Raw genomic sequence first — 24508 nt, 5'->3', positions numbered from 1 at the left:
AAGAAATTTTTATAAGAATGGATTTTCAATTTCATCTGCATCATTGCGTTCAATTTTTTCTGGCAGATCCGGTGTTTCTTCGAGCTGCTGCACAATATCATTTAACAGTGCCTGCAAGACTTTGGCTGCCTTGAGACCAGCCTGGTCTTTGGTAATTTGCAGATTGCCATACAGACTGACACAGTCCAGATCATTCTCAACTGTCAGATCATGAATCGCATGCGATTCGGTTCCATTTTCAAATGCTTTAAACATTAATTTCTACTCTGTTTTATTATTTTTACTCACCTGTCTTCAGCATGCTACCTGAAGCCTGCTTTTTACAGCAAGCTCCTTTTCACTATTTCAGCAGCTGCAGGATGTATTGTAGTAAGGCCTCAATCAGCTGTTTAACAATCGTGTCCTGGGTATCATGATCAATTCCGCTCTTATTGACTGATGAGCTTGTATTGCTTGTACTGGTTGAACTTGAAGCCGACGGTTTGAACTCACGTTGCAGTTTTTCCAGATCTTCTTTCGGCACGTCTTCAGCACACTGGCTTTCTGCATCCCAATTCGAATAGGCAATTTTCTGGTTAGCCTTCACAGCATTCGCAGTCAACGGCAGATGATAGGTATTACGTTTCTGTTCTTCAGTTAACTGAGGAAACAGGTTAATGCCAAGCTGCTCTTCCAGATAACAGACACTGACAATGCGAACCTTGAGCGAATTATCATTAGGAGCATAGTAGGCACCAATGGCACCAGTTTTCGGCATGTAGATCGCTTTGTACACGGCAGTCGGTACAATCACACCCTTGCCAATAGTTTTCAGCTTTTTGGCAGCAAAGACCGGCCCGGTCACTACATATACGTCCTGCTTCTGCTTGGTCACAATGGCACGGGTCGCTTCTTCCAGCTCGCGCCAGACCTGCTGATTGTTCTTTGGTGCCTGCGGGACCATATTGGCCAGCGAGAAACTGTCAGACTGTGAAGCTTTATTTGGCATGTCTGCATTTGGCGCCATATGGCCACGGTCATAGCCTGAACCACGATAGTCAGCCAAAGTCGCACGATGAGCAGCATTTAGTCGCGTTTCTTCATGGAAGTTGTCTTCACGTGGAATTTTCTGGCTCAGGCGCTTCGGTGTTAATGCCTCTGCCACCCACAGTGGCGTTTTGGATACGCCGGAATAACCCACATTAAAGCCATTAAAACACAGTGAATAACTGTCTTTTTTCAGACTGTCTTTCATTAGGTAAGGCGGGATATCCCGGTAAAATTGTTCCAGACAGCTCGAATTCGATGTAGACGGCAAAGAAATCCACTGACTGATTTTTTCCTGGCCAAACGCAATCGCAAAACTCCCGGAAGCGACCATTGCCAGGATCACTTTCACGCTATTTTCATTAAAAAACTGAAAAACTGAATTCTTCGACTTACGCTGCTTCTTTGCCATGCTACACGTGCTTTTAAGATCAAAATCGGGGGTTTTGCGAGCTTAACAAGCCATGTATATGAAGTATATCTTACCCTCTTTATTTGCCTAATAATTACACAATCTACCCCTATATTCTTAAATCTTGTAACAAAGTGTCGTTTTTTTAGTGAGCTTTCAGCGCGGTTTTTTAATCTTTAAGTAGCTTTGATTGTGACCTCTTCTTGAGTGTGCAAAGCTATTTGACTACTCAAATTACGTACAATTATTAGCAATGGAGTTAATTTATGAATTCCAAACTATCTAAGTTATTAGGTCTCGGAATATTTACAAGTGTGATCAGTGCCGGCGCATTCGCTGAGCCTCCTGTACAAGCGGGTGAGACACTTGAAAGCTTGTCTAAAGCTAAAATTAGTACCACTGTAAATGGTCAGCAAGCCTCACTGGAAAGCCTGGTAAATTCTGGACAGATCCGTCTGGTAAACCAGCCAATGTCTGCACCTGCTCAGCCAGGCCAGCAGCCACAACAATCAATGCCAAATCAGCCAATGCCAACTTCAGGCATGCCTAATGCACCTGTTGCACAACCAGAAATGCCGGATACCAATCCAGCTCCAGCCAATCTTGAGTCTGAACCAGCAACTTCTGCTACAGAACAGGAAATGACCATGGGTGAAGCTGTAGAGCAACCAGCTCTTGAAGAACAGCAAGCTGCTGCACCTGAAGCGGCTGCGATAACTGAACAAACTGAAATTGCAGTAGAAGCTGAAGCCGATCCTGCAGTAGATGCATCTTTAAATGCCGCCCCTGAAATGCCGGCTGAGACAGAAGCAACAGAACAATAATTTGTTATAAAGCTTTCTAAATTCTCTCCCCTAAAAAACCAGAGCCTAGCTCTGGTTTTTTTATTTTTACATCTCGATCTGACTACCCAGTTCAACCACCCGGTTGGTCGGAATCTGGTAGAAGTCGCTGACTGGACTGGTATTACGTTGCATGGAAACAAACAGTTTTTCCCGCCAAGGTGCCATTCCCTCTCCCACCGTATGCATAATCCGTTCCCGGGAGATAAAGAAACTGATCTGCATCAGGTCATATTCAAAACCCCATTCTGCATACGCATGCTGCAATGCTTCCGGGATATTTGGCTGATCCTTAAATCCGTAATACATCGTGACTCGATAAAAATGCTCACTGAGTTTTTCCAGTTTGATGCGTTCTTCATCACCTACAAAAGGAATATCCCGGGTAATAACCGTCACCAGAATATTGCGCTCATGTAGCACCTTGTTGTGCTTGATATTGTGCAGCATCGCATGCGGCACAATGGTCGGGGTTCCGGTCAGGAAAATCGCTTCACCCGGCACAAACTTGGTGCCTCCTCCAATTGAAATACTCTTAATAAACAGGTCAATCGGTAGCGCATCTTTTTCTAGACGGTTCAAGACCAGTGCACGACCATCTTTCCAGGTCATCAGGATCGTAAATAATGCCGCCCCGAGCAGGATCGGTACCCAGCCACCTGAGGCAATTTTTAAAGACGTTGAGGCTACAAAAACCAGATCCAGTATCAGGAATGGCGTGGCAAATAACACCACTTTCCAGATTGGCCAGCGCCAGAAACCATAAGCCAGAATGCTGATTAAAATAGTGCCACAGAGCATGGTCATGGTGACTGCGACCCCATAAGCACTTGCCAGCCGGGCGCTATTTTCAAAGAGCAAAATCAGAATCACTACGGAAATAAACAGCATCCAGTTAATGAAGGGCAGATAAATCTGGCCACGCTCTTCGGCTGATGTGTGCTTTACGCTCAGACGCGGTAAATAGCGCAGTTGAATGGCCTGATTTACCATGGAGAATACCCCGGTAATGACCGCCTGTGAGGCAATCACAGCAGCTGCTGTTGCCAGACCAATCATTGGATATAAGCCCCATTCCGGAAGCAGCATATAGAAAGGATTTTCCAGTGCTTCAGGACGGCGCAGCAACAACGCGCCCTGCCCAGCATAATTCAGTAACAAACAGGGCAACACAATAATAAACCAGGCCAGACGAATCGGCAGACGACCAAAATGCCCCATATCGGCATAAATGGCTTCACCTCCGGTCATGGTCAGAATTACGGCCCCCATGGTCAAGAAGGCTACAAAAGGCTGATCGACCACAAAATGATAGGCCCAGTATGGATTCACCATGGCCAGTACTGTCGGGGTCTGGATAATGCTCCATAAACCAAAACCACCAATTGACAGGAACCAGAGTAAGGTCAGTGGACCAAAAAATTTACCCATGGTTCCGGTACCATGACGTTGCACCAGAAAGAGTCCGGCAATAATCCCGATCGATAAAGGTTCTAACCATTGATTAAACACAGGTGTGGCAATACTCAGCCCTTCAATCGCAGATAACACAGAAATTGCCGGGGTAATGATCCCGTCACCAAAGAACAGTGATGCCCCAATAAAGCCGAGCGCAATCAGGTAAATTTTCTTGTCATCAGAAATGCGTGTGGTTCGCAAGTTGAGGGCCAGCAAGGACATGATTCCACCCTCACCGTTGTTATCAGCACGCATGATAATGGTGACGTATTTGAAGCTCACCGTCAGCATGATGCACCAGAAGATCAAGGACAAAATGCCCAACACCGAAGCTTCACTAATGGCAAGGTGCGACGTCAGAAAACATTGGCGTAGTGCATACAATGGACTGGTTCCAATATCTCCAAAAACAACCCCAAGCGCAGCCAGCGTAATTACTGGGAGAGCTGCTTTCTGTACAGTGCTTTGCATATATCGTCTTCGTTTTTAACAAGCATTTTTGCGAATCATAGCATTGCGCTCAAAGTTTTTCCGCAAATCAATTGTTTCAAGCTTGGCAGACTGGCATTTTTTCTATATCATCCACGGCCATGGTGAGGTGTCCGAGTGGCTGAAGGAGCACGCCTGGAAAGTGTGTATACGTTTATAGCGTATCGAGGGTTCGAATCCCTCTCTCACCGCCAAGATTCATAATCATGTAGCCACATGATGTCTTAGAAGGCTTAAATCTAAAGGGTTTAGGCCTTTTTTATTGCCTAAATTATGAGGTAATGCGTTAAAATAAAAGAATAACAATACAAGTTACATAAATGATGCGGGATGGCTGTTGAATGACACTGAGGAATATTCGAGCATGATCTTATCTTGGTAAAAAATGATGGATCGCTATGAAAGATGATGAAAAGCCCCTAAATTTTGATGATGATAACGAACCTCTGGATTTCGAAGATGAAGAGTTCACTGACGATAAAAAAGAGGACGAAATGTACAATCCGATCACCAAAGATGGTTCAAGTGTAGATCCTGCGGATGACGGTACACGTCATCTTCGTCCTGAAGATGGTGATCCGCTAGAAGTCGAGCCTTAAGCCCTAGCCCAATTTTATATTGGGCTTTTTTTATAGTCTAAAACCTTAAAAGTGAGCATCTTGAACAGAGGAATTGAAAAAAGGATGATTCGTTTTATTGGTTATTTTTGAAGAGAGTATCGCTTGCTTCTTCTTTTTATAGACTTAAAGAAAGGAGAGCATAGGCTGGGATATATTGAAATAAATTCTTTGGATAAAATCATGATATATCCATTTTTATTGCTTTCTTAACTTTATGTTCTTCTTTTAGTTTATTTATATGATGGAAACAAAATCTGGCATAAAAATAGCTTAATTTCATTGTCATCATCGCTATGTTATGGTGGAATCAAAACAGGATAAAAGGAGAATAAAAACCAAAAGATAGAAAACGTTATTGCTTGAGCCTTCCTTATTTGGGTTAGAAAAAAGTGGAAACACTGCTATTCGGAGAGTGGACATGAATAACAGCGCAAACTACATGAAACAGATAAAAAATGCCAAACGCGGTGGTTATACCCCGACCATTGCCAAAGACGTCAACAAACATAAGATTCAAAAAGCCCTAAAACTAATTGAACAGTGGAGAAGTCTCGCTCAAGAACTCAAACCTCAAATGCAGTTTGATATGGCCTTTACTTTAGAGGAATGCGCACAAGACCTGGATCGGATACTCAAAAGCAGATAAATCCCTTTTAACTCACTCATAATAGATTTTAAATATCAGTCCTTTACCCTTGCCCATATCACTGATGTGGGCAATTTCATGATTTAAATGTAGATGCCTGAGTGAAGATGATTCAATGATCAGCAATAAAAAATTCGTTATAAGATTGAACGGTTATTTTTTGGCTTGCGCCCTTAAGAAAAATCTGTAAAATGCACTCCACAACGCCGGCATAGCTCAGTTGGTAGAGCAACTGACTTGTAATCAGTAGGTCCACAGTTCGAATCCGTGTGCCGGCACCATTTTCTTAGCCTCGCTTTTTAGTGAGGCTTTGATGTTTCTGGGCTTGGTATTTTTATCTAGCTTATCTCTAGTCTTTAGATCGCCTGTGCTGTCACCTGTACATATCTTACAATCCCCTCCTGATATAACTTCTGACAAAGCTTTGCCGTCATCTGGATTTTAAACCGATTCAGTCTTTTGACTTTTTGTTTCAATTTCTTTGAATTTAAATGCTGATTCACATAATCAGCAAAACCTGAAAATACCGCTTCGGACAGATCTTCAATCTGAATATTCTTAAATTCAAAATTTTCCAGACAATGATAAAGCTCATTTTCCGACATCAGGTTTTTTAAATCGACATCGGCGGATTTCAGCAGAAACTGATATTTACGCTTTTGCAGCGCATTCAAGCTGTTCCATTTTTCCGACAAGATCAGATGATGAAAGCCAATCCGTGCATTGGCGTTCAATACACTGCGTACCTGATCTAGAAGTTCGGGAACGGGACTATGATAGGCAGCATCTAGACACAGCACCACATCAAAGCGCTGGGAAAAATGCATGTCTTTTAAACGCAGGAAAGAAGCCGGATAAATGGCATTGAGATCAGGTAAATGCTGCTGAATATTTGCCACGCAAGCTGGCTGAAGTTCCACACCGGCCAGATATTGCACCTGATAGCGTTGCTGCCAGTGCAACAGGCTGGCACCTTGGCCACAGCCTAGATCCAGCAATTTGTCTTTTGAATTTAAACCAACCGTTTCTGCCAGATGGTCAGCCAAAGTTCGACAGGCAGCTACATAATCCTGCTGCCCTGCCTGCCAATAACCCAGATTGCTCCAGGGCAACTGCGAGTGGTCTCCCAGCAACGATGCATCAATTGCATATTTGTGTTGAGGAAGACGCTGACGAAGTGCCTGAAACCATTGCATCAATCAATAACCGAGCTGGGGTGCTACCTCGATCTTAGGTTTAAGTCCTTCAAATGGCAACGGTGCTCCCATAATTGCAGCAATTTTCATGGCAGAAGTCACTGCAGATTCCAAGATTGGTAAACCATCCGATGACCACGAACCGCAGTAGAAGACTTTACGGTTCATTTCCAGATGACGATGCTGTAATTCTTTATTGAGAGCGATAGTATTGGCATCCACTACCGCACGGGTCAAGGTCACTGATGAGATCACTTTTCTCGGATCAATCTCAGTCACAGGACGCCAGGTCTGGAATACCGGAGATTTACCCACTAGACTCGGTTCAACCGCATTCAGCCAAACCGTAAATTGCTGACGGGTAAACTTGCGATCCATCATATAGCTGAGTACAGCCCAGTCCTTACGCTTTGGAGGCATCACGCTGCTATCACGGTGAATGACCAATTCGCCCTGTTCGAATTTGAATTTCTTTAACAGCTCGATATCACGGCCAAACTGCTCATGATCCAGGAATTCATCAATATGATTGGTTGGTGTCGCAACCACGACACGATCAAAGGTTTTCGACAAGCCGGCTGCATTTTCTACCAGTACTTTGTCGCCCTGCTCTTTCACTGAGACAATTGGTGCACCACTTTCAATGTGAATGCCTTCAATCAGTTTGTCTACCAAAGCCGGAGTTCCACCCTGCATACGTAACAAGGCATCACCATCCGTTAGCTGACGCAGGAAAATCAATAAAGGTTTGGCTGGCCATTCACCAATGGTTTTCGGGTTACAGGTACAAATGGTATACAGCACTGGCATCACTGCACCATGCCAGAACACTTCTTCAATCTCGTTACGATTGATAAATTCTGCTAGGCTAATGTCCTGATTTTTAGATTTAAAGAATTTTGCCAAGGCTGTTTTGAGTTGCAACAAACCTTTGACCAGACGCCAGCCATATTGCTGGATGCCTTTGCGGTTATTAATAATCGGAATATTGCCAATCCGGCTACGTGACGTGGTTAGCCAGGTTTCTACCCGGTCTTCAAACAGCCAACTGCAGGCCATATAAGTACGTACCGGGTAAGTTTTAATGCCCAGATGAGTCGCCAAACTTAAGGTATTTTTCCACAGATAAGGATTCATCACACGTAAAGGTGCGTCAATGAGGCCTCCTTCAAATTCGAGACTATGACTGTCCATGCCACGACCTTGAAGCGCTTCAAAAATAGTAATGCGATGTCCTGCGTCCTGAAGAATTCTGGCAGTAGCCAGTCCAGCCATGCCACTACCAATTACTGCGATATCCAATCTGATCATCCGTCATTGAAAAACTAAAAGAAATTATGAACCATGCTTTCGGCAAATAGGTTATTAAAATCTTCCAGAATACTTTTTTTTCGTAAGTCTCAGTTAACGTAACTTTACAAATAAATTACATTTTTTGAATAGCAAAAAACGTCTTTATATAGAGTAACTTAAACCGCCATTATATTTAAATATTTAAAAATAAATCTTTAAAAAACAAATGATTTAATTAACCGATTTTTTAATCATCGGTTTACAAAGACCGCAAAACACTCTATAATATGCAGCACAAGAAAGAGATAAATTCATAGAGATAAACAAAATGAATTTATCCAAGAAACTCGTAAAAACGACAAGAAATTCCAGCGCATTAGAAAAAAAAGCCTCTGCTTGTGCAGAGGCTTTTTTGTTTTAAGACTGACTGTATTATTCGGCCTGTACCGCGATTTCACCAAATTTACCCTGATTAAAATCTTGAAATGCCTGAATAATTTCTTCCTTGGTATTCATTACAAATGGGCCATAGCCTTGAATAGGTTCATTCAGCGGCTCACCGGTCAAAAGCAAAAATTTAGTGTCCTGATCGGCCTGTAGCTGAATTTCAGGATCATCATCGCGCGCAAACATGACAATAGAGCTATCCAGGACTTTTTGACTGCCATTTACCACCAGCTCACCCGCCAGTACAACCAGCAAAGCATTATGTCCGGCAGGTACATGCAACGTAGTTTCATACTCCGCTTTTAGCTCGCCATCCCAGACATTCACCGGACTAAAGGTATGCGCAGGGCCATGATGACCTCCGAATTCTCCGGCAATCACCCGGATATGTCCTGCACCTTCATCCATTTCAATCCGTGGAATCTCAGCTGCAGTAATGGCCTGATAACGTGGCGCGGTCATTTTGTCTTTGGTTGGCAAGTTGACCCAGAGTTGAACCATTTCAAACAGGCCGCCCTTTTGCGCAAAATCTGGAGAATGAAATTCTTCATGCACCACCCCTGCACCCGCTGTCATCCACTGTACATCACCGGTCTGAATCGTACCGCCACCGCCACTGGAGTCCTGGTGGGTCACTGCCCCCTGATAGGCCAAGGTTACAGTTTCAAAACCACGATGCGGATGTGAACCTACACCATACTGCTCAGTGGTTGGCGCAAAGTGATACGGCGCTGCATAATCCAGCAATAAAAATGGGCTAATGGCCTGCCCCAGACGGTCATAAGAAAACAGGTTTTTGACCGGGAAGCCATCACCGACCCAATGCATGTTTTGATTACGGTAAACACCAATAATTTTTTTCATCTTTTACTCCTATACACAATAGGATGAACATGCAGCCATTTTAAGCTTTATCAGCAGTCATCAATACCGTACTTCTAGAATGCAGTATTTCAAATATAAGACGATTCGACTCTTAGATTTCTGTGTAGCTACTTATAACTTTAGCGTTGCTATAAGACGTTAATTTAAGTAGTCATGAGCAGTAGATAATAAAAAACCCAGCGCTGAGGGCTGGGTTTTTTAATTTCGATAAAGTCTTACCGAATTAGATTTTACCGACCAAGTCGATTGAAGGAGCAAGAGTCGCTTCACCTTCTTTCCATTTTGCAGGACATACTTCACCTGGATGAGCATGTACATATTGAGCCGCTTTTACTTTACGAAGCAGTTCTTGCGCGTCACGACCGATACCACCCGCGTTGATTTCAACGATCTGGATTTTACCGTCTGGATCGATCACGAAAGTACCACGATCCGCCAGACCATCAGCTTCAATCAGCACTTCAAAGTTTTTCGCCAAAGTCCAGGTTGGATCGCCAATCATTGGATACTGGATTTTACCAATCACATCAGACGTATCGTGCCAAGCTTTGTGCGTGAAGTGCGTGTCTGTAGATACTGAGTAGATTTCTACACCCAGTTTCTGGAATTCAGTATACTGATCAGCAAGATCGCCTAATTCTGTTGGACAAACAAATGTGAAGTCAGCAGGATAGAAGAATACTACAGACCATTTGCCTTTCATATCTTGCTCAGACACTTCAATAAATTGACCATTGTGGTAAGCAGTTGCGTTGAATGGCTTAACTTCAGTATTGATTAAACTCATAAGTCTATTCCTATCTATTCGTGAAAGTGTGTGTTCATTTGATGTAGTTAAGAATACGCAAAAACCACCGATAGGTAAAACCGTAACTTTTCATAAAAATTATCGGTTTTTCAGATTTATAATTCCTTTTATTTTTATCTTTCTGATTTGTTTAATCGATTTTGACGGTTTTACTTTCTTGAAAATACTGTATAGATTGCCAGGCCGATTTTGCCAGGGCTGCTGCATAGTGTTTGGGAGAGGTATGGACTCGACTAGATAACCAGCTCCGGCAATAACTTTCAGTGTGTCCAATGATCAATGACATAAGCAGTTCTAAGGGAACAGCTTGTAATTGATTGGCATCTATCTGTTGAGCCAGCCATTGTTTTAATTCCTGATTGCGCTGCTGATTCGACTGCTGTAACTCCTTTTTGAAGTCACTACTTTGAACTGTATGATGCGCAGCATAAAGAAAGCGGGCAAAGTCAGGATACGCTACGACCCAATCGATATAACTCTGAATCACTGCCTGTATGCCTTGTTCAATACCCTGAACTTGTGACAAAGCCTGCAAACGCTGCTCCGACTGATCTGTAAGTGCTGAAATATACAGTGCTGCAATGATCCCTTCCTTGTTTTTAAAATGATGGTAGATCGCCCCGATACTGGTATCGGCCTGATCACGGATCATTTCAATCGTAGTCGCAGCAATGCCTGTACGCAGAAACTCTGTCAATGCACATTCCAGAATCTGACGTTTGAGTAAAGCCCGTCTTCCCTTAAAAATCCTTTCCAGCAATTCCATGTTTTGCATTTTTAATATTTAAATCCTCTCTATTTTTTAAAAGCAGGCTGGCAGCCTGATGTCTGGTTTTTGTCAGATGTGCCAATACAGAATAATATTCTGTATGAGAATATTATTCTGATTAAAAATAATATACAGGAAGTTATAGATGAGCCAAGCCCTAAAAATCTGGAAAAGCCTAGAAAATAAGCCAGCCGGTAAATATCTTTTTTCTAAATTACTTTGTCTAAAAGCACCCTATTTCGGCAGTATTTCTCCACTGTTTGAAGATTTAAAGCCTGGATATTGTGCAGTGAGCGTCAAGAAACATCGTGCCGTGCTGAACCATTTAGGCACTGTACACGCGATTGCCATGTGTAACATGGCTGAACTGGCAGGCGGCACCATGACCGATGCAACCGTTCCGAAAACTCATCGCTGGATTCCCAAGGGTATGCAGGTCGAATATGTCAAAAAAGCCACTACTGATCTGATCGCGATTGCGACACCCGCCGAGCCTAACTTTATATGGAACGAAGGCAGCGATTATCTGGTCAATGTAGAAATTAAAGATACTGCAGAAGAAGTCATATTTCGGGCAGTGATCACCATGTGGGTGTCCGTGAAAAAATAGAAGAACCTAGATATGAAAAACCCGCCAAATGGCGGGTTTTCATGATGATTTACCTTTCTAATATCGGGATCAAAACGGAAGATCATCATCCAGATCAGCTGCAGGCGCTGCTACTGGAGCAGGTGCAGACTTCGGCGCATAACCACCCTGGTTATTTTGGCTATTGTTGCCATAACCACCGCCCTGATTATTGTTAAAACCGCCTTGCTGAGGCGCTGAGCCATAACCACCTTGAGGATTATTGCCATAACCGCCACCCTGGTTATTGTTATTAAAACGTGGCTGGTTAAAACCGTTATCGCCTTGCTCGCCTTGTGGACGACCAGAATCCAGCATTTGCATTTGCTCACCACGGATTTCCGTTGTGTAGCGTTCTTGACCGCTTTGATCTGTCCATTGACGGGTACGTAATGAACCTTCGATATAAACTTTAGAACCTTTGCGCAGATATTGCTGTGCAATTTCACCTAAACGGTTATGCAGCACAATACGATGCCATTCGGTTTGCTCTTTACGTTCGCCCGTATTTTTATCAGTCCATGAATCGCTGGTTGCGATAGAGAATTGAGTGAGAGAACCACCATTTGGGAAAGTTTTGGTCTCAGGATCTCGACCTAAAGTACCAACTAAAATGACCTTATTAACACCACGCATCAGACGTACACTTCCTATTTATTTCTATATTTTACTTTATAAGAGTTATGTTTAAATGGCTACCTCTTTACCTAACAAGTGCGTTAATTGTTGTCGCGAAACATCATCAACCTGCTGTTTATCGACCTTGACAAAGGCGACTTGCTGTTCAGACATGACCACAACCTCTTCAATACCACGAATCGCCAAAAGTTGAGAAGTCCATTCATCTGTTTGTTTACTCTCTGGCAGACGAAGCACGAGCGATGAAAGATAGCGTGGTTGAGCTAACCCAAAACTCATGAGCAGCCAAATTATAGCAATTGCCGATAAAATACTCCAACCGAGCGAAGTGTTGTTGAGTAACAACAATTGTCCACCGATAATCCCGCCAAAAAACGCACCCAAGAACTGGCTGCTGGCATTCACGCCCATCGCAGTGGCTTTAGATTGAATCGGGGCTGCTTTGGACAACCATGAGGGCAATAAGGCTTCCATGACGTTAAAGGCAATAAAGAATAAACCTAATCCACCGATCAGCACATATTTGGATTCAAAGCCAAAAATCATGATCAACAGACCCAGAATAATCCCGCCAATCGCTGTCAGGAAAATACTGCGCATCTTGCGATATTTCTCTGCCAGTACAATGCTCGGGAAGGCAAAAAACAGACTGACGACCAGCAGCGGCAGATAGACCCAACCATGACTCGATAATGGCAGTTCAGCAACTTCAATCAGTTGCGATGGCACATAAATAAACATCGCTGTAAGTAGCAAATGCAGGGTAAATACTGAAATATGCAGACGGTTCAGGTCCCCCATTTTCAGGACCTGTTTTAGCTGCTCCAGATAGCCCTGCTGAAAATTTTTATGATGACGGGTAACTTTAGGAACCATCAACAGCATCGCAATCGCAGCCAGTCCCATCACTGTGGTCACCCAGAACAGACCGGAAATGCCGACCAGTCCTGTCACCCATGGCCCCATGGTAAAGGCCACCACAAAGGACAGACCGATACTCATGCCCATCACCGCCATGGCTTTCATGCGGTTTTCTTCACGGGTCACATCAGCCAATAAGGCCATTACCACCGCTGAAACTGCTCCACCACCCGCAATCGCACGACCGACGATTACGCCATAAATGGTGTCAGACATCGCAGCAATCGCGCCACCTAGAGCGAATAGCAACAAGCCCAAAACCACCAATGGCTTACGGCTATAGCGGTCTGCAACCAGGCTAAACGGAATCTGTAAAATGGCCTGTGTCAGGCCATAAATACCCACCGCCAGACCAATGAGTGCTGGCGTAGCATATTCATATGACTGCCCTGCTACAGAGAATACAGGGATGATCATAAACAACCCCAGCATGCGCAGTGCGAAAATACTGCTCAGGGCAAAGGTCGAGCGACGTTCTAAGGCATTCATCATAAAGTCTGGCGATCGAGTTAGTTAATCTTGATGCGTAGATTATAGGCCATTCCGCTCAAAGGAATGCATGAATTTTATTTGAAATAAAGATGAGGACTATCTGAAAAATAAAAAAGCGTAGCCGGAGCTACGCTTCTGTTCAGTGGTCACAGGACTATTTGCCTGCTTTTAATAACTGACGCTTGGTATATTGGATCGAAGCAATGACTGCCCAGATAATGAAAGCCACACCGATCAGACCAGTCACCACTTCAGGAATATGCACACCGGTACTGCTTGCCAGCATGATAAATGCCAGCGCACCAATCGCATAGTGTGCGCCATGTTCCAGATAGATATAGGCATCCAGCGTGCCTTTATCGACCAGGTAAATAGTCATCGAACGCACGAACATCGCACCGATGGCCAAGCCTAACATGATGATTACCACGTCAGACGTAATCGCAAAGGCACCGATTACACCGTCAAAACTGAAAGATGCATCGAGTACTTCCAGATAAAGAAAACCACCAAAGCCGGCTTTTACCACGCCAGTCGGTACACCTTCAGCATCGTGACGAACGGCATTACCCTCTTCGTCTACTTCCGGTTCCCCGCCCAGCATATGGCTTAGGACCTGTACCCCGATATAAATCACGATCCCCCAGATCCCGGCCAGAATAACATCCAGACGTTTTGCTTCTTCGACCTGAAAATCCATGATTAACAAGGCAATCAGGGTAATAAAGACTGACATCGCCGGAACATTCGCCAGATACGCCAGACGGCGTTCCAGCATGCGGAACCAGTGGGTGTCTTTTTCTTCATCCAGGAAGAAGTTCAGAAATACCAGCATCAGGAAGGCACCACCAAAAGCAGAAATCTCGGCATGATGTGCCATCAGTTTAGCCGAATATTCTTTTGGTGCATTTAAGGCGAGCTGCACCACTTCCATAAAGCCCATATCCGCAGTCACGGCCACAATGACCACCGGGAAAATCAGGCGCATCCCGAAAACTGCAACCAGAATCCCGACCGTCAGGAAAATCATTTTCCAGAAATGATCCCAACCGCGCAGGACGGATGCATTGACAACCGCGTTATCAAACGACAACGACACTTCCATAATCGCCAGAATAGCGGTGATGGTCAGTGCTGTGAACATGGTTTGCAGGCCCGCTTCAGGACCATAGGTAAATCCCCAATAAGCAGACAAACCAAGGCACACGATCGAAAATACGATTGAGAAACCAAAGTGTTTCAACATATATATCGACCTTAGATAAATTTCATTAAATGCATTTCTTTAAACGTAGAGAAATACTAAGACTCAAAGTTGTCCCAATTATGAAACTTTTGCCGCATAAACCAAAGCACTTCCTGAACCATTTTTAGGTATTTTCTGCTTTTCAGATTTGCTGATCTTTTAAACAGATTCATCTTTGCTATAGTGCTGGATGTTTTGACTTCAACTGCTAAGGATTTCAGTATGGGTTTCTCTCAAGACGTATGGCAACGTAATCTCGGACTTTATCAAAAGACATTGGCGCTGCCTTTTAACCAGCAACTGGCGCAGGGAACATTAAGCCGTGAAGCTTTTAGTCATTATGTAATTCAGGATGCGCATTATCTGCTGGCCTATGGTCGTGCACTGGCGGTCTGTGCAGCCAAAGCTTTTGAAGCAGATGACGTGATCCAGTTTAGTGAAGCCGCTAAAACTGCCATTGTGGTCGAACGTAGCCTGCATGATGGCTTTATGCAGGATTTTGGCATCAATAAGACTCAATTTGAAAATACACCTTTGACTCTGGCTTGCCATCATTACACCGCTTATTTACAGGCAACGGCTTGGGCGGAAAGTTATCCGGTAGTTCTGGCTGCCCTTTTGCCATGTTTCTGGATCTATGCAGAAGTGGGTAAGGATATTATCGATAAGGCAGCGCCGAATAATCCGTATCAGGCCTGGATTGATACCTATGCCGGTGAAGATTTTCATACAGCGGTACGCAATGTAATTGCCACTGTGGATCGGGTGGCAGCGCGGGTCGATGCTGATACTCTGGAAAAAATGCATCAGGCCTATACCCATGCAGCACGTCTGGAATGGCTGTTCTGGGACAGTGCTTATGAACAGCGCCAATGGCCAGGTCTGGATGATTAATTTTAGTTTCTATTGACTAAGCCCTGTCCAATGCAGGGCTTTTTTATTTTTAAACCAAACCCTAAATGATGGAAAGTGAAGCTAATTTTGATGTCGTTATGCATCATGAAATTTTATCTATTAGATGTTTGGAAAAGAGCAAATCTAATCTACGTTTTCCCCCAGTTGCTTTAGTACTGATCTTTTGACCAATATCCGACACAACTTGACGTTTAAAATACTTTTATTTGCACTTGAACATTTTTCATTCGGTATCATATAAAGGTTTTTGATGAATTTTCTAGGATCATTGCATGAGCCAAAGTCACATCCGTATTCGAGGTGCACGTACCCATAACCTGAAAAATGTGAACCTTGATATTCCACGCGACAAGTTTGTGGTGATTACGGGACTGTCTGGTTCAGGTAAGTCCTCACTGGCATTCGATACGTTATATGCGGAAGGTCAACGCCGTTATGTAGAATCTCTGTCTGCCTACGCGCGTCAATTCCTTTCGCAAATGGAAAAGCCGGAAGTTGATTCGATTGAGGGCCTAAGCCCAGCCATTGCTATCGAACAGAAATCGACTAGCCATAACCCGCGTTCGACTGTAGGTACCATTACCGAAATCTATGACTATTTACGTCTGCTCTATGCACGCGTAGGTACACCTTACTGTCCGGAACACGATCTGCCCATGGTGGCACAGACCGTAACTGAAATGGTCGATGCGGTTAAAGAACTGGAAGAAGGCACTGCGCTGTTATTGTTAGCGCCTGTCGTGCGAGAACGTAAGGGTGAGTACACAGCGTTATTTGAGCAACTGCAAAGCCAAGGCTTTGTGCGTGCGCGTGTTGATGGCGAGATCATGGAAATTGATCCACCACCCGAGTTGGACAAAAAGAAAAAACATACCATTGAAGTCGTGGTTGACCGCTTTAAGGTACGTGATGATCTCGGTAACCGGATTGCAGAAAGTTTTGAAACTGCACTGCGTCTCGGTGGAGATATTGCGATCCTGTCCTGGATGAAAGGCGAAAATGATGATCGCGTGTTTTCTGCCAAACACTCCTGCCCGGAATGTGACCGCGCTGTGGCAGAACTGGAGCCACGCCTATTTTCATTTAACAATCCCTTCGGTGCCTGCCCGGTCTGTGATGGTTTGGGTACCCGCAGCCATTTCAGTGCAGACAAACTGATTCCCAATCAGGAGGTCAGCATCAGCCAGGGTGCGATTCGTGGCTGGGATCGTCAGCGTCCGTATTATTATGGCATGCTGCAAAAAGTAGCCGAGCATTTTGGTTTTTCTCTAGAAACGCCTTGGAATGAACTGGATGCCAATACCAAGAAGAAATTCCTCTATGGCACTGGCAAAGAAAAAATTGACCTGAGCTATATTGATGAACGTGGTCGTCGTCATAACCGGGTGATGCCATTTGAAGGTATCTTGCCGCATCTGGAACGCCGTTACCGCGAAACCGAAAGCAATTATGTGCGTGATGATCTGGCGCAGTATCTCTCTAATGCTGCCTGTGATGCTTGTGATGGTTCACGTCTGAATGAAATCTCGCGTAATGTGAAAATTCTGGATAAGACCATTGCCGACGTTACTCGCATGTCGATTGGCGATGCCGAGAGCTATTATCAGGGTATTAATCTGGAAGGTGCGCGTGGTGAAATTGCGGACAAGATTTTTAAGGAAATCCGTGAGCGTCTGCACTTCCTGGTATCTGTCGGTCTGAACTATTTGAGCCTGTCCCGTTCTGCTGAAACCCTGTCTGGTGGTGAAGCACAGCGTATCCGTCTGGCCTCACAAATTGGTGCTGGCCTCATGGGCGTGATGTATGTGCTGGATGAACCTTCGATTGGTCTGCATCAGCGTGATAATGATCGCCTGTTACAAACCCTGATTCGTCTGCGTGACCTCGGTAATACTGTTTTAGTGGTCGAACATGATGAAGATGCCATTCGTGCAGCAGACCATATTATTGATATTGGTCCGGGTGCCGGTGTGCATGGCGGTCATGTGATTGCAGAAGGAACCTATCAGGAACTCGCTGAAAACAAAGATTCCCTGACTGGTAAATATCTGTCTGGCAAACTGAAAATTGAAGTGCCGAAAAAACGGGTTCAGCCACCGAAACCAGAAGAAAAAATTAAGCTGATGGGTGCTGCCGGGCATAACCTAAAGAAAGTCGATCTGACCATTCCATTGGGAATCATGACTTGTGTCACCGGTGTTTCAGGTTCCGGTAAATCTACGTTGATTAACCGGACTCTGTTGCCACTGGCAGCAACTCAGCTGAATGGTGCAACCACACTGACTGCCGAGAAGTTTGATTCGATTGATGGTTTGCAATTTCTGGATAAAGTGGTTGATATTGACCAGAGCCCGATTGGACGTACACCACGTTCAAACCCAGCAACTTATACCGGCTTGTTTACTCCAATTCGTGAACTGTTTTCACAGACTCCGGAAGCCAAAGCGCGGGGTTATACCGCTGGCCGTTTCTCGTTTAACGTGAAAGGCGGACGCTGTGAGGCCTGTGAAGGTGATGGCATGATCAAGGTGGCGATGCACTTCCTGCCTGATATGTATGTGCCGTGTGACGCCTGTCATGGCAAGCGTTATAACCGTGAAACGCTAGAAGTGAACTACAAAGGCAAGAATATTTCTGATGTATTACAGATGACCGTTGAAGATGCCATGCATTTCTTTGATGCGATTCCAGTGATTCATCGCCGTCTGGAAACCTTGCATCAGGTCGGTCTGGGTTATATTCGTCTGGGTCAGTCAGCGACGACGCTTTCTGGTGGCGAAGCACAGCGTGTAAAACTGGCACGTGAACTGGCCAAACGGGATACCGGCAAAACCTTGTATGTCCTGGATGAACCAACGACTGGTCTGCATTTCCATGATATTGCCAAGCTGCTGGACATCCTGCATGAGCTACGTAATAAAGGGAATACCATTGTGGTGATTGAACATAACCTGGATGTGATCAAGACTGCAGACTGGGTGGTAGACCTTGGCCCTGAAGGTGGTGCGGGTGGCGGTATGATTATCGCGGAAGGTACTCCGGAAGATGTTGTGAAAGTTAAGGCTTCACATACAGGGAAATTCTTAAAGCCGTTGTTGAAGTGATTTAGAAAGGGCTCATAAGAGCCCTTCTTTTTTAAAGTTTTCTATTACAAATTCGATATTTTTCTTATTTGCTGGATCATTACTAAAATTAAGTTTATTAACTAAAATTGCTTCGATATTTTGCTTGATCAAAGGAGTTAAAGTTACATCTATATTCTGCTGTAGAATTCGAGTCATTATTTCTCCTTTATGAATTTTTTTTAACTCTTCATCTACTGAAGAGCCTGAAAAAATAAAATTCTCCCAATCATTTTGAACTGCATTTTTTAGTACTAAGCTTGCCTTATTTTTGATACTTCTATCCAATATATAAACTTTTAGTACATCAAATAAAGATGGTAAACCAACTGATGGATTTTGGCTTTTCCAACGTTTTATATACCAATGAAATAAATTATTTTTTTTGAATCCAAAATGTGTTGCATTGTCCCAAATTTCTTCATAATTAGTAGGGAGTTTATTAACCAGATAGTTTAAAATCTCTAATTTCAATTGCTTTGATAGATCATTACGCCCAAATTTCTTCAATAAGAAACAATGAAAATATAAATTTTCCAAATTATTAAAACTTATTGATTCTTGTGATGCCTTATATAGCTCTTCACAATAATTCAGACTGACTTGCAAATTACGCCATTGAGTCATCAAATTTTCTAAAATTTCTTTTGTATTATTACTTTTGTCAGAAATTAAATCTGAATTAGCTAACTCATTAAGTTTTGAAAAATCAGGCTCTCCTTTTTAATCAAACCACCTTTTGAATTCAATTAACCATTGATCCGCATCATGTACAAATTTGTAAGAAATTCCATTTAGTTTTCTTAGTGTCTGTATTTTTATGCTTTCTAATTCATTTTCCTCTGGATGATCCATTAAAATAAGCGCATTGTCAGTAGAGAAATCACTCCACTTCAAATCTTTTTCAATACCAAAATCTTCAATAAAATATCCTTGAAGAACTCGTATAAGAATTATTTCTTTAGTTGAGTAAGCTACATCATCAGACAATTGCACTGTAAATTTCTTATAGAGTTTTATCACTTTCTGAAAAAACCGAAAATTATGAATTTCTAACTCATCAGCAAACTTCACCATTAAATCTACTAATGGCTCATCAATCCCTTTTGTATTTTTACGAATTAAGGGTTCAACAGATGTAATCTTAATTGTTTCATCAATCAATTTTTCTTTGTATTCAGCATATTTATTCTTACTTTCACCATCTGTTTTCGACTCGTCTAAAATTAAGATGACTTGACAGCTTCGTTCTGACTTAAGTTGATTCGCTAACCCCATCACATCTTGAATCTCTAACTTTTTGGACATGCGTTCAAAATCATCAAAACAAATAATCGCATCTTTAACTTGGGAATATAAAACTGCTTCAAAAATTTCAGCTGATGAACTGATACCAAATCCTTCACCACTTCCACTGAATTTTACATCACGCAATGCGGATAAGCTCTTTTTCAAAAACTTAGGAGTCTCAAAAAATTGTGTTGATTCTTTATTAAAATAGTTACGACTCATATTTGTCGAGATAGCTACTTTAAGATCAGCCAAACTCTCAATACCAAACAACGAAACATAGGAATATTTTTTATTAAAAATGTTCGGATATTTGAGACGAATATTTAATGGTAAATACCTTCTATCTTTTTCTAATCCTGCTCCTTCTCGAATAAATTTATTCCAAGCAAAAGTTTTTCCAATACCCCAGCAGCCAATAATCGCTATGGCGATGCCTCTATTATGGTTATCTCGAAATATTTTTTCTAAACGCGCTTCTTGATCTTGATTCATTTTTTATAAGCTTTAATTGAATTAATTCTTTATAAATCAAAAACAATTAAAAAGCATCAAGCCACTTCTACAATATTACGTCCTTTCGCTTTAGCCTTAAATAACGCCTCATCGGCCTGTTCCAGTAACGCAATCCATGACTCTGCGCCAATCGCCATCCCAATACTCACCGATACATGAATATCTTCATCGGCTGAGGTCAGAATAGAATGCTCAGCGACTTCAGTCCGGATTTTATTCGCCAGCATGAAAGCATGCTGCATCTCGATATTTTCAATCAGGACGAGAAATTCGTCTCCGCCATAGCGAACCAGCAGATCCGAAGCACGGACATTGGCTTTTAAGCGTTCTGCAACCAGTTGAATAACCTGATCACCAATAATATGCCCATATTGATCATTGACCTGTTTAAAATGATCAATATCAATAATCATTAGGCAGGTTCGCTTAAACTGGGTCGGATGCGTTTCCATAAAACGGATATATTCATCGAGCGCAAAACGGTTAGCCAGTCCGGTCAGGGAATCGGAATGGGCAATATTTTTCAGTCGAAATTCTAATGCTTCACGCTCTTGCAGTGTATGCTGCAGTTTTTGAATTGCTGTAAATAAGGATTCAGTAGGCCGGTCTATTTTTAGTTTTGATTGGGCTTGCTTCCGTTCAGACCCAGTGGACAAATCGAATAAAATTTTACGTGCGCGAATTAAAGGAATAAAGATGCGTTTACGCGCAAAAATCATGGTCAAAATTGCCGTAATCAGGGAAATTCCAGATAAAGCCACTGTCCAGATTAAATGATTCAGGCTGTGGCGCATTTCCTTAATAGCCACATCTTTGGTGTATTGCAGTAAATAGTTCTGCAAATCAATCACTGTTGTAAATTTATCTACAATGGCTTCAGTCAGCTGAGTTCCAGTTAAATAGTAAGGACGCTGCTGCCGACTATCTTCAATCAGCCGCTCCACAATCGGTAAACCTTGCTGAATAAATTCAGTTCCGACCCGCTGATGTAAACGAATAAATTCATCGGTTTTGTCCTGAACAGGCTGAAGCGTATCAATGATATCCCAGAGATAACGTACCTGATGCTGGACCTGCAAGGAACGGGTAATGTTTTGCTCTGGAATCCGGGTTCCAAATGTCACATGTGCCATAACATTTGACGCTACCCGACCCGATTGATCCCTGAGATCAGATAAAAACAGGATTTCACTCATGTAATTATCCAAACGGGCAGATGGCGTAGCAGAGGCAATCACTACTCCTTTCAGAATTTCACGGCTGCTATCCCAGGCACTAAACATCGCGAGAATGGCCTGATCCATTTCCTGCGCAGTACGTTCCGGGCGAGGTATCTGAGTATAGAGATCGACCTGCTGACGTCCATTCTGCAAGCTCGGTTTCAATTCAGATAAAAGTTGCTGGCTTAGGTGATTAAAACCGACCTGATCGAGTGCCTGAGCTGTAATCTGCATCTGTTGATCGACTTCCTGACGGTAATCGCTTAACTCCTGCTGATGTTTGGCGAATTCCTCAACCGAACTGGACATTACTTTGTTGGCGGGTGCCCGTTCACGGGAGATCTTATTGGCGAGATCGGTGACCTGTTGTAAGGCATCAAGCTGCTGATAGGTTTGTTTTGATTTTAAATAATGTTGAGTACTATCAATAATCAAGGGAATACAAATACACAATAAACATAAAATAATGATCGACATCGACCAGTACAGATGTTTGCTGATTTTCTCAGAGCGCAAAGTATTCATCTTGATTTTTAGTCCTTCACATGGATCAAGGACTCCCCATTTAATAGTAGATAGATTATACAAATAAACGCCTACTCATCATCAATATTTCTTACCAAGTAATTGATTTTCAGAATGTTTTTATTATGTTCTTAAAGGTTTTAGCTCTTTATATTTTCAGGATTTTCCATCTGTTATCACTAAAACATAAATAGGAATGAAAATTTCATAATTTAAAATATAAGAAAATTAAAAAACTTGCTTTCTGAACTATTTACACGTGCAACAATTAGGTGCATAATGCACCGCATTAGGGCGAGTTAAATTATTCCTCAGCAGATTTTTTGATTTACCCGCAAATTTTGGCGAAAAAACCTCAATTCTTTATAGAAATTGAGGTTTTTTTTTGCAATTTTATAGAACAAGGCTATTTCTAAATTGAAATAATGCACCATTAAGGTGCATTTTAGAATCATCTTTGACGGCTTTCTATACTTGTTTTTTAATCTTCTTTTATGAACTAATCCGTAGACTGATGCTTCTAAAAAATTCAGGCAAAAAAAAGCCCAACCTTGGGGAAAGCTGGGCCGATAAAAACAAAAATATGTGGAGAATCAGTCAAATTACCATGTAAAAACATGAACTCTAACCTGATTTTTTTATTATCAGTCAATTTGGTAACAATGTAAAGCACATTAATTTACTCTGATTTATAACACATCACATTTTATAGGTAAAACAGTGAAACAATTCACATTTCAACCCTGATTTTGTCGCTAAACCGGTCAATTCTTTCATAAATTTGTTTTATATTATAGTTTTTACGCCTTTCTTAAATTCAGTGTAATAAACATGATTATTTTCATGATAAATAAATTGGTTTTTTGAATTAAAGTCCACTATTCAACTTAATTAAACAATCAAAAAATCCTTTATTAATTCATTTTCCTGATTAGATCTAACAATTTATTTTGTATATAACATTGTTATTTAAGCTTTTTTCTAAAATAACTAAATTTACTAATTAAAAGACTATTAAACAAAATCAATACAATGATTTTACACAAAAAAATAGCGATTTCAAATCAGATTGACTTAATAAATTGTTACAATACAATACGTTTCTGTTGTACATCTTTTGTAACAAAATGGTAAATATCATGAAAAAACTCGGTTTAGCCACTGCTTTATTACTAGCCATGACCGGTGCTCAAGCATATCAATTTGAAGTTCAAGGTCAGTCAGAGTACATCGACAACACTGCGAATGACAAAGACTTCACTGGCGCTGTTCAAGGTACTTACTACTTCAAAGATGTAGACGCTTCTAAAGGTCCTTTAGCTGAAGCTGCTTTCATCAACCAGGCATCTAATGTTTCTGCTGCTTATACATACGGCGAAAACGGACAAGAATTTGGTGATCGTACTGTACACCATACTTTTGGTGCAAAAGGTGAAGCTTACATCCCAACTAAAGTTGTTCCTGCTTATGCAAGCGCTTCTTATAGCCATACTATCACTGATAACAAAGCTGGTAACCCAACAGATGATAATGGCGACCGTTATGCATTAGAAGTAGGTGTACTTCCTATTCCTAACTTCCTGGTAGCTGTAGGTTACACAAGCGTTGCAGACCAAACTTCTTATGACGCTTTCAACATGTTCAACAACGGCGTTGTTAAAGCTGCTATTGAGTCTCAAACAATCGCTGAAGACCAAGATGCAATCACTGCTCGTACTAAATATGTAGGCGCAATTGACGGTACCAATATGTCACTTGGCTTCGAAAGCGGCTTGGTTTATGGTGAAGATACTGCTTACAACCTAGGTACTACTTTGTACATCAACCCTAAATTAAGCGTTGGTGCATCTTATATGGAATCTAGCTACGCTAATTCTCCAGACAAAGCTTGGGGCGCAAACGTAAACTACTTCATCACTCCAGCAGTTGCTGTAGGTGCATCGTATGTAAATGCTAATGCTGAAGGCAATGCACTTGATACACAAACTGTAGGCTTAAATGCTAAATTCCGTTTCTAATTTCTGAATTAGTGACTGAATAAAAAAAGGACGCATCAGCGTCCTTTTTTTATTGGATCAAATATTTAACCTGAGTTCGATGAAA

At 42.3% G+C, this 24508-nt stretch carries 21 protein-coding genes and 2 tRNA genes; 9 read left to right on the top strand and 14 right to left on the bottom strand.

Annotation, left to right across the window (positions count from 1 at the left end):
- Window positions 1–9: 9 nt before the first annotated feature.
- Together B3143_RS14905 and B3143_RS14900 are read right to left on the bottom strand one after the other, a co-directional pair.
- Window positions 10–255, bottom strand: a complete 246-nt coding sequence (locus tag B3143_RS14905; protein WP_004781584.1) for a hypothetical protein — start codon at window positions 253–255, stop codon at window positions 10–12.
- 85 nt (window positions 256–340) lie between these two features.
- Window positions 341–1438: a DNA/RNA non-specific endonuclease gene (locus tag B3143_RS14900; RefSeq protein ID WP_004781583.1), complete on the bottom strand. Its 1098-nt coding sequence runs from the start codon at window positions 1436–1438 to the stop codon at window positions 341–343.
- Between the two features lie 266 nt (window positions 1439–1704).
- Here B3143_RS14900 and B3143_RS14895 point away from each other — a divergent pair, with 266 nt between their 5' ends.
- Entirely contained in the window at window positions 1705–2262 is a 558-nt protein-coding gene (locus B3143_RS14895) for a hypothetical protein (RefSeq protein ID WP_004781581.1), read from the top strand.
- A 66-nt stretch (window positions 2263–2328) separates the two neighbouring features.
- Here B3143_RS14895 and B3143_RS14890 read toward each other — a convergent pair whose 3' ends face one another.
- Window positions 2329–4209, bottom strand: a complete 1881-nt coding sequence (locus tag B3143_RS14890) for a potassium transporter Kup (protein WP_004781579.1) — start codon at window positions 4207–4209, stop codon at window positions 2329–2331.
- Between the two features lie 121 nt (window positions 4210–4330).
- Between B3143_RS14890 and B3143_RS14885 the strand changes: the two genes are divergently transcribed.
- The 4 genes from B3143_RS14885 (at window position 4331) to B3143_RS14870 (ending at window position 5774) form a co-directional block, all read left to right on the top strand.
- Window positions 4331–4421: transfer RNA gene (locus tag B3143_RS14885), tRNA-Ser, on the top strand.
- A 204-nt stretch (window positions 4422–4625) separates the two neighbouring features.
- Entirely contained in the window at window positions 4626–4826 is a 201-nt protein-coding gene (locus B3143_RS14880) for a hypothetical protein (protein ID WP_004781578.1), read from the top strand.
- Window positions 4827–5265: 439 nt separating this feature from the next.
- On the top strand, window positions 5266–5493 hold the full coding sequence (locus B3143_RS14875) for a hypothetical protein (RefSeq protein WP_004781576.1): 228 nt from the start codon (window positions 5266–5268) through the stop codon (window positions 5491–5493).
- A gap of 205 nt (window positions 5494–5698) precedes the next feature.
- A tRNA-Thr gene (locus B3143_RS14870) sits at window positions 5699–5774 on the top strand.
- A gap of 75 nt (window positions 5775–5849) precedes the next feature.
- On the opposite strand, the gene B3143_RS14865 is transcribed toward B3143_RS14870, so the two are convergent.
- From B3143_RS14865 to B3143_RS14845, 5 genes are all read right to left on the bottom strand, one after another.
- Window positions 5850–6689 (bottom strand): SAM-dependent methyltransferase, encoded by an 840-nt coding sequence (locus B3143_RS14865; protein ID WP_286741101.1) that lies wholly within the window; start codon window positions 6687–6689, stop codon window positions 5850–5852.
- 3 nt (window positions 6690–6692) lie between these two features.
- On the bottom strand, window positions 6693–8000 hold the full coding sequence (locus B3143_RS14860; RefSeq protein WP_286741100.1) for an FAD-dependent oxidoreductase: 1308 nt from the start codon (window positions 7998–8000) through the stop codon (window positions 6693–6695).
- Between the two features lie 414 nt (window positions 8001–8414).
- Window positions 8415–9293, bottom strand: a complete 879-nt coding sequence (locus B3143_RS14855; RefSeq protein WP_286741098.1) for a pirin family protein — start codon at window positions 9291–9293, stop codon at window positions 8415–8417.
- Window positions 9294–9537: 244 nt separating this feature from the next.
- The gene (gene ahpC, locus B3143_RS14850; protein WP_004781568.1) at window positions 9538–10101 is read right to left on the bottom strand and encodes an alkyl hydroperoxide reductase subunit C; all 564 of its coding nucleotides are present in this window, start codon (window positions 10099–10101) and stop codon (window positions 9538–9540) included.
- 151 nt (window positions 10102–10252) lie between these two features.
- Window positions 10253–10897, bottom strand: coding sequence for a TetR/AcrR family transcriptional regulator (locus tag B3143_RS14845; protein ID WP_286741095.1), 645 nt, complete (start codon window positions 10895–10897; stop codon window positions 10253–10255).
- A gap of 139 nt (window positions 10898–11036) precedes the next feature.
- On the opposite strand from B3143_RS14845, the gene B3143_RS14840 reads away from it, so the two are divergent.
- Window positions 11037–11501 (top strand): hotdog fold domain-containing protein, encoded by a 465-nt coding sequence (locus tag B3143_RS14840; protein WP_286741092.1) that lies wholly within the window; start codon window positions 11037–11039, stop codon window positions 11499–11501.
- Between the two features lie 69 nt (window positions 11502–11570).
- Here B3143_RS14840 and ssb read toward each other — a convergent pair whose 3' ends face one another.
- The 3 genes from ssb to B3143_RS14825 all read right to left on the bottom strand — a co-directional run bounded on the left by ssb (window position 11571) and on the right by B3143_RS14825 (window position 14817).
- Entirely contained in the window at window positions 11571–12155 is a 585-nt protein-coding gene (ssb, locus tag B3143_RS14835; protein WP_286741089.1) for a single-stranded DNA-binding protein, read from the bottom strand.
- Between the two features lie 51 nt (window positions 12156–12206).
- Window positions 12207–13571, bottom strand: coding sequence for an MFS transporter (locus B3143_RS14830; RefSeq protein WP_286741087.1), 1365 nt, complete (start codon window positions 13569–13571; stop codon window positions 12207–12209).
- A gap of 154 nt (window positions 13572–13725) precedes the next feature.
- Window positions 13726–14817, bottom strand: coding sequence for a DUF475 domain-containing protein (locus tag B3143_RS14825; protein WP_286741084.1), 1092 nt, complete (start codon window positions 14815–14817; stop codon window positions 13726–13728).
- A gap of 222 nt (window positions 14818–15039) precedes the next feature.
- Here B3143_RS14825 and tenA point away from each other — a divergent pair, with 222 nt between their 5' ends.
- Together tenA and uvrA are read left to right on the top strand one after the other, a co-directional pair.
- Window positions 15040–15711 carry a thiaminase II gene (gene tenA / locus B3143_RS14820; protein WP_286741082.1) on the top strand — a complete coding sequence of 224 codons (672 nt, stop codon included), beginning with the start codon at window positions 15040–15042 and terminating at the stop codon, window positions 15709–15711.
- A 293-nt stretch (window positions 15712–16004) separates the two neighbouring features.
- Window positions 16005–18836: an excinuclease ABC subunit UvrA gene (gene uvrA, locus B3143_RS14815; protein WP_286741080.1), complete on the top strand. Its 2832-nt coding sequence runs from the start codon at window positions 16005–16007 to the stop codon at window positions 18834–18836.
- Between the two features lie 12 nt (window positions 18837–18848).
- Here uvrA and B3143_RS14810 read toward each other — a convergent pair whose 3' ends face one another.
- From B3143_RS14810 to B3143_RS14800, 3 genes are all read right to left on the bottom strand, one after another.
- Complete coding sequence (locus tag B3143_RS14810; RefSeq protein WP_286741078.1) at window positions 18849–19481, bottom strand: hypothetical protein; 633 nt, start codon at window positions 19479–19481, stop codon at window positions 18849–18851.
- A gap of 96 nt (window positions 19482–19577) precedes the next feature.
- Window positions 19578–20639, bottom strand: a complete 1062-nt coding sequence (locus B3143_RS14805) for a hypothetical protein (RefSeq protein ID WP_286741077.1) — start codon at window positions 20637–20639, stop codon at window positions 19578–19580.
- 56 nt (window positions 20640–20695) lie between these two features.
- A complete protein-coding gene (locus B3143_RS14800) occupies window positions 20696–22405 on the bottom strand; it encodes a GGDEF domain-containing protein (protein WP_286741074.1) in 1710 nt (569 codons plus the stop codon).
- Window positions 22406–23544: 1139 nt separating this feature from the next.
- Between B3143_RS14800 and omp33-36 the strand changes: the two genes are divergently transcribed.
- A complete protein-coding gene (omp33-36, locus tag B3143_RS14795) occupies window positions 23545–24423 on the top strand; it encodes a porin Omp33-36 (RefSeq protein WP_286741113.1) in 879 nt (292 codons plus the stop codon).
- The last annotated feature ends 85 nt before the right edge of the window (window positions 24424–24508 follow it).

Origin of the sequence: Acinetobacter sp. UBA1496 (assembly GCF_002324975.1) — a bacterium.
GTDB classification, from domain to species: Bacteria; Pseudomonadota; Gammaproteobacteria; order Pseudomonadales; family Moraxellaceae; genus Acinetobacter; species Acinetobacter variabilis.
Note: the sequence above shows the minus strand (reverse complement) of the source record. Positions and strands in the feature narration are given on the sequence as shown.